Origin of the sequence: Nitrospirillum bahiense (assembly GCF_007828025.1) — a bacterium.
GTDB classification, from domain to species: Bacteria; Pseudomonadota; Alphaproteobacteria; order Azospirillales; family Azospirillaceae; genus Nitrospirillum; species Nitrospirillum amazonense.
This window is the reverse complement of sequence record NZ_VITO01000003.1, coordinates 45,331-59,055: the sequence shown is the minus strand read 5'-3', so window position 1 is coordinate 59,055 and position 13,725 is coordinate 45,331. Positions and strand designations below refer to the sequence as shown.

14 protein-coding genes are annotated in these 13,725 nt (G+C 68.5%); 8 read left to right on the top strand and 6 right to left on the bottom strand.

Going from position 1 to position 13,725, the window contains the following annotated elements; genetic code table 11:
• Nucleotides 1–3 precede the first annotated feature (3 nt).
• The 8 genes from FBZ88_RS05590 (at nucleotide 4) to FBZ88_RS05555 (ending at nucleotide 8,777) form a co-directional block, all read left to right on the top strand.
• Entirely contained in the window at nucleotides 4–1,599 is a 1,596-nt protein-coding gene (locus FBZ88_RS05590; protein WP_088875721.1) for a TolC family protein, read from the top strand.
• Nucleotides 1,600–1,724: 125 nt separating this feature from the next.
• A complete protein-coding gene (locus FBZ88_RS05585; RefSeq protein ID WP_004274188.1) occupies nucleotides 1,725–2,465 on the top strand; it encodes an efflux RND transporter periplasmic adaptor subunit in 741 nt (246 codons plus the stop codon).
• Between the two features lie 10 nt (nucleotides 2,466–2,475).
• Nucleotides 2,476–3,867, top strand: a complete 1,392-nt coding sequence (locus FBZ88_RS05580) for an efflux RND transporter periplasmic adaptor subunit (RefSeq protein ID WP_145615817.1) — start codon at nucleotides 2,476–2,478, stop codon at nucleotides 3,865–3,867.
• On the top strand, nucleotides 3,867–6,017 hold the full coding sequence (locus tag FBZ88_RS05575) for a site-2 protease family protein (protein WP_145615816.1): 2,151 nt from the start codon (nucleotides 3,867–3,869) through the stop codon (nucleotides 6,015–6,017). Before FBZ88_RS05580 ends, FBZ88_RS05575 begins: the two co-directional genes overlap by 1 nt.
• Before the next feature lie 42 nt (nucleotides 6,018–6,059).
• Nucleotides 6,060–6,776 (top strand): SapC family protein, encoded by a 717-nt coding sequence (locus tag FBZ88_RS05570; RefSeq protein ID WP_145615815.1) that lies wholly within the window; start codon nucleotides 6,060–6,062, stop codon nucleotides 6,774–6,776.
• Nucleotides 6,777–6,786: 10 nt separating this feature from the next.
• On the top strand, nucleotides 6,787–7,632 hold the full coding sequence (locus FBZ88_RS05565) for a hypothetical protein (protein ID WP_145615814.1): 846 nt from the start codon (nucleotides 6,787–6,789) through the stop codon (nucleotides 7,630–7,632).
• 95 nt (nucleotides 7,633–7,727) lie between these two features.
• Complete coding sequence (locus FBZ88_RS05560) at nucleotides 7,728–8,117, top strand: hypothetical protein (RefSeq protein ID WP_145615813.1); 390 nt, start codon at nucleotides 7,728–7,730, stop codon at nucleotides 8,115–8,117.
• 78 nt (nucleotides 8,118–8,195) lie between these two features.
• Nucleotides 8,196–8,777 carry a hypothetical protein gene (locus tag FBZ88_RS05555; RefSeq protein ID WP_145615812.1) on the top strand — a complete coding sequence of 194 codons (582 nt, stop codon included), beginning with the start codon at nucleotides 8,196–8,198 and terminating at the stop codon, nucleotides 8,775–8,777.
• Nucleotides 8,778–8,783: 6 nt separating this feature from the next.
• Here the strand turns inward: FBZ88_RS05555 and FBZ88_RS05550 are convergent, their stop codons facing one another.
• From FBZ88_RS05550 to pqqB, 6 genes are read right to left on the bottom strand one after another with little or no spacing between them, the layout of a single operon-like run.
• A complete protein-coding gene (locus FBZ88_RS05550; RefSeq protein WP_145615811.1) occupies nucleotides 8,784–9,584 on the bottom strand; it encodes a quinoprotein dehydrogenase-associated SoxYZ-like carrier in 801 nt (266 codons plus the stop codon).
• The gene (locus FBZ88_RS05545; RefSeq protein WP_145615810.1) at nucleotides 9,581–10,540 is read right to left on the bottom strand and encodes a quinoprotein relay system zinc metallohydrolase 2; all 960 of its coding nucleotides are present in this window, start codon (nucleotides 10,538–10,540) and stop codon (nucleotides 9,581–9,583) included. The genes FBZ88_RS05550 and FBZ88_RS05545 overlap by 4 nt, the downstream gene beginning before the upstream one ends.
• The gene (gene pqqE, locus FBZ88_RS05540) at nucleotides 10,522–11,706 is read right to left on the bottom strand and encodes a pyrroloquinoline quinone biosynthesis protein PqqE (protein ID WP_145615809.1); all 1,185 of its coding nucleotides are present in this window, start codon (nucleotides 11,704–11,706) and stop codon (nucleotides 10,522–10,524) included. The genes FBZ88_RS05545 and pqqE overlap by 19 nt, the downstream gene beginning before the upstream one ends.
• Nucleotides 11,703–11,999, bottom strand: a complete 297-nt coding sequence (gene pqqD / locus FBZ88_RS05535; protein ID WP_145615808.1) for a pyrroloquinoline quinone biosynthesis peptide chaperone PqqD — start codon at nucleotides 11,997–11,999, stop codon at nucleotides 11,703–11,705. Before pqqD ends, pqqE begins: the two co-directional genes overlap by 4 nt.
• A complete protein-coding gene (pqqC, locus tag FBZ88_RS05530; RefSeq protein ID WP_040849582.1) occupies nucleotides 11,996–12,763 on the bottom strand; it encodes a pyrroloquinoline-quinone synthase PqqC in 768 nt (255 codons plus the stop codon). The genes pqqD and pqqC overlap by 4 nt, the downstream gene beginning before the upstream one ends.
• Nucleotides 12,760–13,677, bottom strand: a complete 918-nt coding sequence (gene pqqB / locus FBZ88_RS05525) for a pyrroloquinoline quinone biosynthesis protein PqqB (RefSeq protein WP_145615807.1) — start codon at nucleotides 13,675–13,677, stop codon at nucleotides 12,760–12,762. The genes pqqC and pqqB overlap by 4 nt, the downstream gene beginning before the upstream one ends.
• Nucleotides 13,678–13,725: the final 48 nt, after the last annotated feature.

Sequence of the window (13,725 nt, the reverse complement as noted above, 5' to 3'; positions counted from 1 at the left end):
TCCATGACGTCCTTGCCTTATTCCGCGCCGGCGCGGCGCACCCGCCCGCGTACCGTGGCGACGCCCATTGTCGCCGGAGCCTTGGTGGCCTTGCTGGCGGGGTGTTCCGTCACCCCCCGCCCCTTGACGTCGGATGAGAACCAGACCCGCGCCACCGAGGCGCTGAAGCTCGTTCGCGACCGCATTGATCCGGTGACGGTCGCCGTCTCCCTGGACGAAGCCATCGCCCGGGCGGTCAAGTACAACCTGGACCACCGGCTGGCGCTGATGGACCAGGCCATTGCCAACCGCCAGATCGACGTGTCGCGCTGGGACCTGTTGCCCAAGCTGGTGGTGGATGGCGGCCTGACGGCGCGCAGTAACGAACTGGCCTCGTCCTCCTACTCCATCCTCACCGGCAAGCAGTCGCTGGAACCCTCCATCTCCAGCGACCGCCGCTCCGGCACCGCCGACCTGCAGCTGAGCTGGAGCGTCCTGGATTTCGGCATCAGCTATTACCAGGCCCGGCAGAACGGCGACCGGGCCCTGGCCACGGCCGAGAAGCGCCGCTCGGCGGTCAACAGCATCGTGCAGCAGGTCCGCGCCGCCTATTGGCAGGCCGTGGCGGCCGAGAAGATCGGCGACCGCATCAACCCCATCCTGGCCGATGCCCGCCAGGCCCTGGAAGACACCCGCCAGGTGGAGAAGCAGCGCCTGAAGCCCATGCTGGACGTGCTGCGGGATGAGAAGGCGACCATCGACATCATCCGCCAGCTGGAGAACCTGCAGGCCGACCTGGCGCTGGCCAAGACCCAATTGGCGGCCTTGATGGGCCTGCCCCCGGGGACGCCCTACCAGCTGGTGTTGCCGGACAACCCGACCGCCCTGCCGGAGATGAAAACCGCCATCACCGAGCTGGAACACACGGCCCTGATCAACCGCCCGGAATTGCGCGAGCAGGCGTACAACCGCCGCATCGCCACGGACGAGGTGCACAAGGCCTTCCTGAAGCTGTTCCCCAACCTGTCCATCCAGGGCGGTCTGGACTATGACAGCAACTCCTTCCTGGTGAACCAGCGATGGGCCGAGGGGGGCTTGCGCCTGTCCTGGGGCCTGGTGAACCTGCTGGCCGGCAATGACTTCATGGGCCTGGCGGAGACGCAGCGCGACCAGGCCGAGGTGCGCAACCTTGCCCTCTCCATGGCCGTGCTGACCCAGGTGAACGTGGCCTGGCAGCAGTTGGGCCGCGCCCGCACCCAGTACCTGGAGGCATCCGAGCTGGACAACATCGAGGGCCGTATCTACGACCAGGTGCTGGCGCAGCAGGAAAACAGCGCCGCCGGCAAGGTGGACCGCGTCCGGGCGTCGGCGTCGCGCATCGTGGCGGAGCTGACCCGTGCCCGGGCCTACGCCGACATGCAGAACGCGCTGGCGTCACTGTACGTCTCGGTCGGCATCGATCCGCTGCCCCAGGCCGTGCCGGACTATTCGTTGAAGACCCTGACCGCCGCGGTGTCCACGGTGAACCGCCGTATCGAGAGCGGCATGTTCGGTGCCGAGGCGTCGGTCTCCGCCGAGACGCCGACACTGGACGACCCCGGCAAGGCCTTGACGCAGTAACTCCAGAGAGCCATAGCCAAAGCGGCGCCGGGCGGGGATCCTCCCTCCCGGCCCGTCTTGTTTCGGCGACCGTCCAACGCCGGCCTTTGCAACGAACCCCTTGCAACGAACAGCGAGTCCGCCCCTTGTTCCGCCCCCGGTTCAGCCTGATCCTGCCCGCGCTTCTTCTCGGCCTGTCCGTCACGGCCCACGGTGCCGACACCATGCCCGAGATCCGCGCCCAGTTGGTACCCAAGCGCAGCACGGTGCTGTCGTCGCAAATCGCCGCCCAGATTTCGGAACTGCCGTTGCGAGAGGGCGACAGTTTCAGCGAGGGGCAAAAGCTGGTGGCCTTCGACTGCGGCATCCAGAGGGCGCGCCAGGCCAAGGCCAACGCCCAGGAGACTGCGACCCGCAAGACCTATGAGGTCAAGAGCAAGCTGAACACGCTGAATTCCATCGGCGTATTGGAAGTGGAAACGGCGGCGGCGGAGCACGCCATGGCCGAAGCCGAACAGCAGATGGCGCGCGAGGTCGCGTCGCATTGCGTGGTCACCGCCCCGTTCGCCGGCCGCATGGGGCCGGTGGACGTGAAACGCTTCCAATCCGTGGCGGAAGGGCAGAAACTGCTGGAGATCCTGGACCCGACGGAACTGGAGGCGGAAATGCTGGTGCCGTCGTCGTGGCTGAAGTGGCTGAAGCCCGGTTTCGCCCTGGAAATCGGCATTGAGGAAACGGGCCGCAAGTACCCGGCCAAGGTCGCCCGCCTGTCGCCGCGCATCGATCCCGTCTCGCAAAGCATCCGGGTCTTCGCCGTCATCGACGGCAAATTCCCGGAGCTGCTGCCGGGCATGAGCGGCCGCGCCATCGTAGCGGCTCCGAATTGAGGACAGGGTGATGCGCGTCGTGCCCCCCACACCGGAGGAACCGCCCCAGCGCCCGGATGCGGCCGAGCTGGCCGGCCGGCAGCTGTTCGGCCTGACCACCCTGCTGCAGTTGCAGAAGCGGGCGCGGCATACCCGCACCGGGCAGGAACTGGGCTTCCTGATGGTGAACGACACCTTCAGCCTAGTGCGCTATCGCCAGGCGCTGGCCTGGCAGCGGACCGAGCGGGGCGATGGCGCGGTGCTGGCCGTGTCGGGCTTGTCCTCCGTGGATGCCGACAGCCCCTATGCCCGCTACGCCTGCCGCCTTCTGGCGGCCCATGGTGATCCCGCCGCGATCAAGGAACTGACCACGGCCGATCTGGCCCCGGATCTGGCCGAGGAGTGGCCGGAGTACCTGCCGGCCCACGGCCTGTGGCTGCCGCTGACGGCGCCGGATGAGCGGTCCCTGGGCGGCCTGCTGCTGGCCCGGGAAGAGCCGTGGACGGATGGCGAGCGCGTGCTGCTGGAAAATCTGGGTGACGCCTACGCCCATGCCTGGGGCGGCTTGGTCCGGCAGCAGCGGCGCTGGCATCGCGACGCCGCCCGGCTGAAGTCCTTGCGCACCCTGGGCTATGTCGCGGCGGGCCTGGTGGCCCTATCCCTGTTCCCCGTGCGCCTGTCAGCCCTGGCGCCGGCGGAGGTCATCCCCCAGGCCCCGACCGTGGTGCGGGCCCCGTTCGACGGCGTGGTCGACAAGTTCCTGGTGACGCCCAACCAGCCGGTGACCGAGGACCAGCCCCTGTTCCAGCTGGACCCGGTGCGGCTGCAGAACCGCCTGGACGTGGCCCAGGCCACCCTGGAAGCGGCGGAGGCGGAGTACCGCCAGACCGCGCAGCAGGCCGTGTTCGATGAGAAGGCCAAGGGCCAGTTGGTGGTGCTGCAGGGCAAGCGCGACCAGGCCATGGCGGAGGTCACCTACGTCCAGGACCTGCTGAAGCGCATCGTCGTGCACGCGCCGCGCGCCGGCCTGGCGGTGTTCACCGACGTCAATGACTGGATCGGACGGCCGGTCACGCAAGGCGAGCGCATCCTGATGGTGGCGGAGCCCAAGGATGTGGAGCTGGAGATCAAGCTGCCGGTGGCCGACGCCATCGCCATGGACACGGGCGACCCTGTGTCGCTGTTCCTGAACATCGATCCGCAGCATCCGCTGGACGCCACCGTGCGCCTGGCGGCCTATCAGCCTGAGGTGGGCACGGACGGTGTCGCGGCCTATCGCCTGAAGGCACGGTTCAACGATGGCCAGGCCCCTGTGCGCATCGGCCTGCAGGGTACGGCCAAGATCTACGGCCAGCGCACCACCCTGTTCTATTACCTGTTCCGCCGCCCGCTGGCGGCGCTGCGTCAGCGGCTGGGCGTCTGATGAACGGTGAGGTTCCGAACGCCGCGCCCGCGTCGGTGGACGCCCCGCCCATGCGCCTGGCCCCCTTGCGGGAGGAACTGACCTTGCTGGCCGGGCCGGCCCTGGCGGATGGGTCGCCCAGCTGGACGCTGCATGACCAGGTAGCCGGACGCTTCTATCGGCTGGGCTGGCTGGAGTTCGAGATCCTGCGCCGTTGGCATCTGGAGGTGCCGCAGGCCATCGCCGCCGATGTCGCGTCCAACACCACGCTGCGCGTCACCGTCGACGATGTCATGGCCGTCTCGCAGTTCCTGGCGCTGAATAACCTGTTGCAGCGCCATGGGCCGCAGGCGGTTTCGACCCTCATGCGCCAGGCGGAGATGCGCAAGCCCGGCTTGTGGCAGTGGCTGCTGAAGAACTACCTGTTCTTCCGTGTGCCGCTGGTGAAGCCGGACCGTTTCCTGACCCAGGCCCTGCCTTATGTATCCTGGATCTTCACCCGCGGCTTTTTCCTGGTCACGCTGGCCGCCGCCTTGTTCGGCATTTACTTGGTGACGCGGCAGTGGGACCAGTTCCGCACCACCTTCGTCAGCTTCCTCTCCCCCTCCGGCCTCATCACCGGCGCCGTCGGCCTGGCCGTGGCCAAGGTGGTGCATGAGTTGGGACACGCCCTGACCGCCAAGCGCTATGGCTGCCGGGTGCAGACCATGGGCATCGCCTTCATGGTCATGTACCCGCTGCTCTACACCGATGTCAGCGACGCCTGGCGGCTGCCCAACCGGCGCCAGCGCCTGGCCATCGGCGTGGCCGGCATGGGGGCGGAACTGACCCTGGCCGCCTATGCCACGCTGGCCTGGTCCTTCCTGCCGGAGGGGCCGGTGAAGGCCGCCGCCTTCCTGCTGGCCACCACCAGCTGGATCATGACCGTGCTGGTCAACACCAGCCCCTTCATGCGCTTCGACGGATATTTCCTGCTGTCGGACCTGCTGGACGTGCCCAACCTGCATGACCGCGCCTTCGCGCTGGGTCGCTGGTGGCTGCGCGAGCGACTGTTCCACCTGGGCGAACCGGTGCCGGAGGAGCTGCCGGCCAAGCGCCGCACTCTGTTGATCGCGCTGGCGTTCGCCACCTGGATTTACCGCTTCACCCTGTTCGTCGGCATCGCCGCGCTGGTCTACCACCTGTTCTTCAAGGTGCTGGGCATCATCCTTTTCCTGGTGGAGGTGTGGTGGTTCATCCTTCGCCCGCCCCTGAACGAGGTGCGGGAATGGATACGGCGGCGGGGAACCATGACCTGGAACCGCCGCTCCGCCACCACGGCGGCCGTGGCGCTGGGCCTGCTGGCCCTGGCCGTCATTCCCTGGCGCAGCACGGTGACGGCGCCGGCCGTCCTGCGCGCCGCGCAGGAGATGGAGATTTTCCTGGACCAGCCAGGGCGGATGGACGCCGTGCTGGTCAAGGCCGGCCAGAGCGTGGCGGCCGGCCAGGAGCTGTTCCGCCTGAGTTCCCCCGACCTGGACTACAAGCTGGCCAGCCAGCGCCAGAAGATCCAGACCCTGCAATGGGAAGCGGCATACCGCGGCAGTGCCGCCGTTGACCCCAAACGCCAGCGCATCGCGGCGCAGGAGCTGGAGACCGCGCAGGCCGAACTGCGCGGGCTGGAGGCGGAGAAGGCCAAGCTGACCGTGACCGCCCCCTTCGCCGGCATCATGGCCGAGGTGGCGGAGCCGCTGTCGCCCGGCGAATGGCTGCCGGCCAAGGAGCGGCTGGGCCTGCTGCTGGACCCGGCGCATCCCATGATCGAAGCCTATGTGCGCGAGGCCGACCTGCACCGCGTGGCCGTGGGGGACCGGGGCCGCTTCCGCCCCGACCAGACCGTGACCAGCGCGGTGGACGGCCGCATCCAGGACATCGACGACACCAGCACCCGCGTGCTGACCCGGCGCTATCTGGCCAGCACTTATGGCGGCGACATCGCGGCACGCGAGGACAGCCAGCACCAGTTGGTGCCTGAGGAGTCGCTATATCGCGTGCTGATCGCGCCGGCCAAGGACACCGCCCCGGCCAGCCTGGAACGCGGCCGCGTGACGCTGGAAGGCGCGCGCGAAAGCCTGCTGGGCAGCCTGTGGCGCCGGACCGTGGCCATCCTGCTGCGCGAAGGCAGCTTCTGAACGCCAACCGCCGACCCCGCCCCTTATGAAAAGCCGCATGCGATGACAGACGACCTCACGCTTCCCCTCTTCTACAAGCAGCCGCGCCTGATGCAGGCCACCCTGGACGAGGCCATGTCCCTGCGGCAGCCCATCGGTTACGGCTTCGCCGCCGGGGCGCACGCGGTTCCCCTGGTGATGGGTGAGTTCGCCGCCGCCTGCCGGTCCATCCCCATCCTGTTCGCCGGCGAGGCCGCGGCCCCCATCGCCCTGCTGGGCCTGCGTGAAGGACAGAATCTGTTCGTGCACGCCGATGGCCGCTGGGACGAGGGCGCCTACATCCCGGCCTACGTCCGCCGTTACCCCTTCATTTTCCTGGAGGACGCGGAAGCGGACCAACTGACCTTGTGCGTGGACGAGGCGGCGGACGCCGTGGTGGCGGGAACGGAAAACCCTTTCTTCGTGAACGGCGCGCCCACCGACCTGACGCTTCAGGCTCTGGACTTCGCGCGCGAGTACCAGGCATCCCACGCGCTGACCATGGGCTTCGTCGCGGCCCTGCTTGACGGTGACTTGCTGACCGAACGGCGGGCGGACATCACCTTGCCCTCCGGCGAGACGCCCAGCCTGTCCGGCTTTCGCGTCATCGATGAGGAAAGGCTGAACCGGCTCCCGGCGGAAACGTTGGCGCATTGGCGCGACAAGGGTTGGCTGGCCGCGGCTTACGCCCACCTCATCTCCCTCAACGACTGGTCGGCGCTGATCCGGCGGGCCGGGTGATGGCCCGGTGATGGACCGATTGCTGCCGCAGGAGATCGAGACACCAACGCCGGAGATGGAACGGCTGACGGCACGGATGGTGCTGCCCATCCAGCCGCAGCTGATGGTCTATCTCGCCGAGGTGCGCGCGCAGGTGGACGCGGAGCTGCAGCCCGCGCTGCGGCCGGTCAGCCCGGTCAAGCCGTATCCCCTGGGCCGCTGTGAGGAGATCACGCGGGCGGCCATGGCGATCCTGGGCCGGCGCTTGCGCGAGCCTGCCCATCCGGTGGAGCACGCCCTCGCCTCCTTCCTTCGCCAGGGCGGCCGCATCCGCACCATCTGGGGCGCGCTGCGCGGCACCTATTTCCAGAACGCCTTCCAGATCGGCAGCCTGTACGCCGACGTGGCCAACGACACGGTCGTCGTCACCAAGCCCAAGGTCGAAATCCTGCCGGTGCAGGAGTGCGGGCTGGTGCCCATACGGGACATCGCCCATTTCATCGAGATCGCCGGCAAATATTGGGGTGGGGAGATCTACCCCAACCTGGTGATCCCCGACCTTGCCCCCCTGTTCCCCATGATCAGCCGCGTTCCCCACCAGTCCGTCCGGCCGCAAATGGGGTGCGACTACATGATCGACCTGTTTCGCCGGGACGAATTCCGCGGGCCGGAAGCCTTCCTGGCCACCGCCCTGCCGCCCCCGCCCGAGGTGGTGGACGAACTGCGCGGCCTCTGCCCCGAAACCATACGCCATGTCACCCCCGACAGCGGCCGGGACCTGGCCGTCGCCGCCTGCCGACGGGCGCGGGACATCCGGGCGGACGATGCGTGGCGGGACCGCCTGGTCCTGGACCTGTTGAGCATCAGGCGCCTGTGAAAGCCGCCGCCCCCGCCCCTCGTACTACCAATCGGTCATGGTCGCGGACGGGTCCCTGCGCTAGGCTTTCCCGATAATAAGATCGGGAGGAGTCCATGATGCGCGTAACGCGGTCCCTGCTGGCGATGACGGCCCTGGTGGGGCTGACAATGGCGCCGGCATCGGCTAGTGCCGCGGAACCCAAGGCCAAGGGGGAGCATCATCCCCGTTACGACTATCCCACCGCCGTGCGCGCCGACTACGTCATCGGTTGCCTGGCATCCAATGGTTTCAAGCACGAGCTGCTGGGCAAGTGCGCCTGTGGCATCGACACCATCGCCGACATGATGCCCTACGACGATTATGAGAAGGCGGACACGATCCTGCGCATGCAACAGGGCGGCCTCGGCGACCGGGGCGCGATGTTCCGCGACACCCCCATCGCCAAGGACGAGGTGGAAAAGCTGCGCCGCGCCCAGGCCGAGGTCAACCTGCGCTGCACGTGAGGGCCGGCGTCCATCCGTCTTGCGCCGCCCCCGGGCCCACGCCACAATCCGGCCGACCATTGCGGGGGAAAATAGACGGTGAAATACCATCCGGAGGCGCTGGACCCCATCGTCGGCTTCCTGCGTGACATTGGCTTCACGGTGACGTACGGCGCGGGGGCGCAAGGCGGCTTCCTCCCCGGCGTCAACATCGCGGCCGGCGTCCTCCATGTGGACCCTGAGACGCTGGTGGGCCCCGGCGACCTGTTGCACGAGGCCGGGCACATGGCCATCCTGCCCCGCCGCTTGCACGCTCTGTTGGGACGGGATCTGGAGGCCGACATGCGCGCCGCCATCGCCGCCGAGGCCGGACCCGGCCTGCCGGCCGATCCACGGTTGTCCGTGCCCCTGCAGCAGGGCGAACTGATGGCCCAGGCCTGGTCCTACGCCGCGGCCCTGCATTTGGGCGTGCCGCTGGAGTGCATCTTCTTCCCCGGTTCCTACCACGTCGACGCGTACGAAGGCCCGCATCCCATGCAGCGGTGGCTGGAGGCCGGCACCCACCACGGGCTGGCCGGGCTGGCGCGCGTGGGCATGACCGGCTTCACCGGCGTCTTCGCCCTGATGGACGACAACGGCCTGCCCCCCTTCCCCCAGATGAGCCGGTGGGTGCAGGCGTAAGCCCCCTCACCCCTTGTCATCGCCCGCGAAGGTGTGGCTGAAGGTGGCGTCGGTGCTGTCGCGCACGGTGACGGCTAGTGGGCCCTGGGGCCGATAGCTGAAGGTGATGGCCGGATCCTCGCTCAAGGAAATGTCGGCCTCCAGCTGGAAGACCAGGGCGTCGCCGCTTTTGACCGTAATGTCGCGGACAAAGCGCGCGGGCGTGTAGTTGCGGGTCACCTGGTCCATCTGCATGCCGTTGTAATTGGGATGGCTGATCAGCAGCTGGGCGGTGATCGCCCCCTTGGGCAGGCCGGCCGGACCCTCGGTCAAAGTCTTCAGCCGCATCTGGCCCAGGCGCTCCATGGCCAGGGCGGCGTCCTTGGTGGCGGGGGCGGAGCAGCCGCCGGCGGCCTTGATGTAGCGCTCGGTCACGAACCAATGTCCGTCCATCGTTTCCGCCACGGCGTGCATGTGGGTATAGGCGTCCACCCGGATGCGGGTCTTCACCTGCGCCGGCACGGCCGCAGGGCCGAAATGAAAGGTGCCGACCAGGGGGGCGGGGTTGTTGTCCACCACCAGGTAGAGGGCCTTCAGCGACAGCGTGGGGTCCAGGGTCACGGTCACCGGCACCAGGGCCGCGTCCATGGCCCGGTCCGGCGCCTCCAGCGCGATCTGCCCCTTGGCGGGGGTCAGGGTGTGGGCGGTGAACAGGGTCTGGCGCAGGTCCTGCCAACGGGCGGCGTCGGCCGCCGGGTCCTCGGCCCGGGCGACAAGCGGGGCGGCCAGGAGTGACAGCAGAACCAAAGCGAACAGGCGGGACTTCATGACGGATCCTCCCACTCCAGTTGCTTGAAGGCGGTGATGGCGTTGCGGCCGTTATAGGCGTCGAACAGTTTCCAGCGGCCCCGTTCCGACCGCGCCACCGTGGTGGCGGCGGCATCAATATCCCCGCCGTTTTTCAGCAAAGCCCGGACATCGCGGGCCAGCGTGGTGAGGTAGCGTTCCTCATCCGCCGCCCCGGCCGGCCAGGGCAGCTGGGCGGGGCCATGGCCTGGCACCACGCGTACCGCCGGCAGGGCCTTCAACTGGCCCAGCACCGTCAGCCAGCCGGTCAGGCTGCCGTCCAGCGCCGGGATGCGGTCCTGGAACAGCAGGTCGCCGGCCCACAGGGTGCGCGTCTGCCCATCATACACCGTCAGGTCGCTGTCGGTATGGGCGGCGCCATAGGCCGCCAGGTGCAGCACACGGCCGCCTAGGTCGATGTCGGCGGTGGTATCAACAGCCTGGGTGGGAGGCAGCGCGTCACCTGCCTTGGCCCCCGCCTGGGCCAGGTCACCGCCCAGGATGCGGGCCAAGCCCTGGCGATAGTAGGCCCCCCGCTCCGCCCAGGCGGCGGCGAAGCGGGCATGGGCCACCACCAACGGGTGATCGTCCGCGAAGGCGACGGCGCCCAGCACGTGGTCGGGATGGACGTGGGTGTAGATCAGATAACGGATGGGCAGGCCTGTCGTAGCCTTGATCTGCGCCCGCAACCGGGCACCGTCCCCGGCGCTGCCACCCGGATCAATGACGGCCACGGCGTCATGGCCGACGATGAAGCCGATGTTGGCGATGGCATCGTCATTGGCGGCGGTGGCGTCCTGCACCGCGCCGGAACGCACGTAGACGCCGGCCGCCACCTGAGTAAGAGAGATATCTTTCGCCCACAGGGACGCCGGCAGCCCCAAACCGGCCACCACGCAGAAGAGAAAACCGGCCCGGATCAGGGTTCGGCGGGCCATGTCTCCCTCACCTGGGTCCCGTCCACCGGACCTGTTTTCGCCAGCCCATATTGGCGATAGATGAACTCGGCCGGCGCTTCGCCACGCGCCCGCACCGCCGCCAGCATGACGCCGTGGTCGGGCGACAGGGCGCAGGCGGGATCGGTGCGGGCGGCATCGCCGGTCAGGGCGAAGGCCTGGCAGCGGCAGCCGCCCCAGTCCACCTCCCGCCGCTCGCACCCCTGGCAGGGTTCCGGCATCCAGGCGGTGCCGCGATAGCGGTTGAAGGCCTCGCTGTCGTACCAGGCCGCGGCCAGCGAGCCAGTGGCGACCGAGGGCCAATCGAAGCCGGGCAGTGTTTCCGCCGCATGGCAGGGCAAGGCGAGACCGGCGGGGGAGATGTTCATGAACCGCCGGGCCCAGCCGCCCATGCAGGCCTTGGGGCGCGCGGCGTAATAGTCCGGCGGCACGTAGTCGATGACCATGCGGCCCTTCAGCCGCACCCGCGCCGCCTCCACCGTCGCCGTGGCCGCGTCCAGCTGCGCCCGGCTGGGCAGCAGGGCGTCACGGTTCATCAGGCTCCAGCCATAATACTGGACGTGGGCGACCTCGATGCGGGCCGCCCCCAGCTCCAGCCCCAGGTCTATCATCTGCGGCAGTCGGTCCAGGTTCTGGCGATGCACGACGAAATTCAGGGTCAGGGGCAGGCCCGCCGCCGTCACCTGCCCAGCCAGCGCCAGCTTGCGCGCCTGGGCGCCCGGCATGCCGCCGATCCGCTCAGCACTCTCCACCTCCACATCCTGGAAGCTCAGCTGCACATGGTCCAGGCCGGCGTCGGCCAGCACGGCCAGCGACGCCCCGTCCAGCAACACGCCGGAGGTGATGAGGTTGGTGTAGAGGCCCAGGCTTGCGGCATGACGCACCAGGTCGGGCAGATCCTTGCGGGCCGTGGGCTCCCCGCCCGAGAAGTGCACCTGCAGGATGCCCAGGGCGGCGGCCTCGCCCAGCACACGCTTCCACGTGGCGGTGTCCATCTCCTCCCCCGCCCGCTGCAGCTCCACGGGATTGGAGCAATAGGGGCAGCGCAGCGGGCAGCGGTGGGTCAACTCCATCAGCAGGCCCATCGGCGCCTCCACCGGGGGCGACACGGCCCCACGGCCGGCCGCAGGAGAGGAAGCGGGGCTCATAGCAGGACCACGCCTTTCTCGGCCAAGTCGCGCAACATGCCGCCCACATCGCCCGCCATCTCGTCCCGCGACACGTCGAAGCGGGTGGCCAAGTCGTCGATGATGGCCCCCAGGCTGCGCTGGCCATCCACCAGCTTCAGGATCTCGGTGGCCGCCTCATCCGGTAGGAAAAGTCGTTCCGGTGCCAAAACCATCCAGCTTTTCCGGGTGTCGTCGAAGCGGAACTTCACGCCCCGGGCAAAGCGCGGCACCGATGCCTCGCCCACCGCTTCCGTGGTCGCGGCATCGGTCATCGCCGGCGTCCTTCCGGTATGAAGGCGCCGGGCGGGATGTAGCCGGGCTCGACATAGGCGAAGTGCAGGGCATCCAGTTGGGCCCACAGGATGTTGCACTTCTCCGTCAGGGCAGCGATGGCGCCCCGCTGCTGCTCCGCTGTGCGGGCGTGTTCCTTCACATAGGCCAGGGCGAAATCCACGTCGCGCGGCGCCTGGGTCAGGCGGGGGGTGAAGTAGGCCAGGGTTTCCTGGGTGATGAAGTCGTAATTGGCCAGCATCCCGGACACACGCTCGGCGATGATGGTGGGGGAAAACATCTCGGTGAGGGAGGAGGCCACCGCCTCCAGCACGCTACGGTCCCGCACCAGGGAAACATAGGCGTCCACGGCGAAGCGCGTGGCCGGCAGGATGCCGACGGTGGATTGGACATAGTCGCGGTCCAGCCCCACGCCGGTAGCCAGGCGCAACCAGCGCTCGATGCCGCCGTTGGCGGGGGTGTCCGCCCCGGGGAAGCCGTCATGGTCCTCCAGCCGGCTGCGCCAAAGCCGGCGCAGATCCGGTGTGGGCAGGCGGGACAGCAACACCGCGTCCTTGGCCGGGATACGGCTTTGATAATAATAGCGGTTCAGGGCCCAGGCCTGGACTTGGCCCCTATTCAAGGCGCCGCTGTGCAGCAACTTATGGAAGGGATGCAGGTTGTGGTATCGCTCCGCCCCCACGGCGCGCAACGCCGCCTCCAACTCTTCCGGCGATAGGACGCGATCCTGCGGCTCAGCGGTCATAAGGCGATTTCCATTCCGTCGAAGGCCACCTCCCATCCCGCTTGGTCCACCACCCGGCGCTGCGGGCTGTCGTCCATGAGGATGGGGTTGGAATTGTTGATGTGGATGAAGATTTGGCGGTGAACGTCCAGGCCGGCGAAGGCGGCAAGGGTGGCGTCCACGCTCATGTGTCCCATGCGCAGACCGGTCTTCTTCCCAAGGCCGGCATCGATCATTTCGGTATCGGTATAAAGTGTGCCGTCGAAGAACACCAACTCGGCACCGCGCAGGCGATCGGCCAGCGCCGCCGTCATGGCGGCACAGCCGGGAATGAAGAAGAAACGGCGTTCGCCGTCATCCACCGCCACGCCCACCGTGTCCTCCCCCTCCTCGATAGGGGGCGGCCCGTCGTGGCCCTCCAGATACAGCGGCACCTTGCCGGGCACCGGGAACAGCTCGATCCACAGCCCACTCTCCGCGCCGCCGATGCCGCCCCCGGTCAGGGGCACGCGCTCGTTCAGCGGCAGCACGCTTCGCGCCACCACGTCACGGGCCAGCACCTCGAAGATCGGATTGGCGTCCAGGATGCCCAGGGTGCGGGCGGTGCCGTGCAGGGTGAAGGGTTGGCGTTCCCGCAGGTTCAGCAAACCGGCGATGACGTCCACATCTCCGCCGCTCAGCACCACACCTGCGATGGGAGAGGAACGCAGACCGTGGCTGGGGTGCAGCGCCGGGTTGGCGGCAATTTGCTGCCGCAGGTCGGGGGACGCATTCAGCAGGAACCAATCCCGGCCGTCGCGGCTGACCGCCAGCGAGGCCTGGGTGCGGGGCAGTACCGCCGGATCGCCAGCGCGCGCCCGCCGGCAAGCCTCGGCATGCGAGTTCCATTGGGGAAACCCGCCGCCGGCCGCCGCGCCGAGAACAAGGATATGCATGGGTCCTTAGGCGCCAAGCCAAGCACGGGGGGCCGTCGCGGCCGGCCG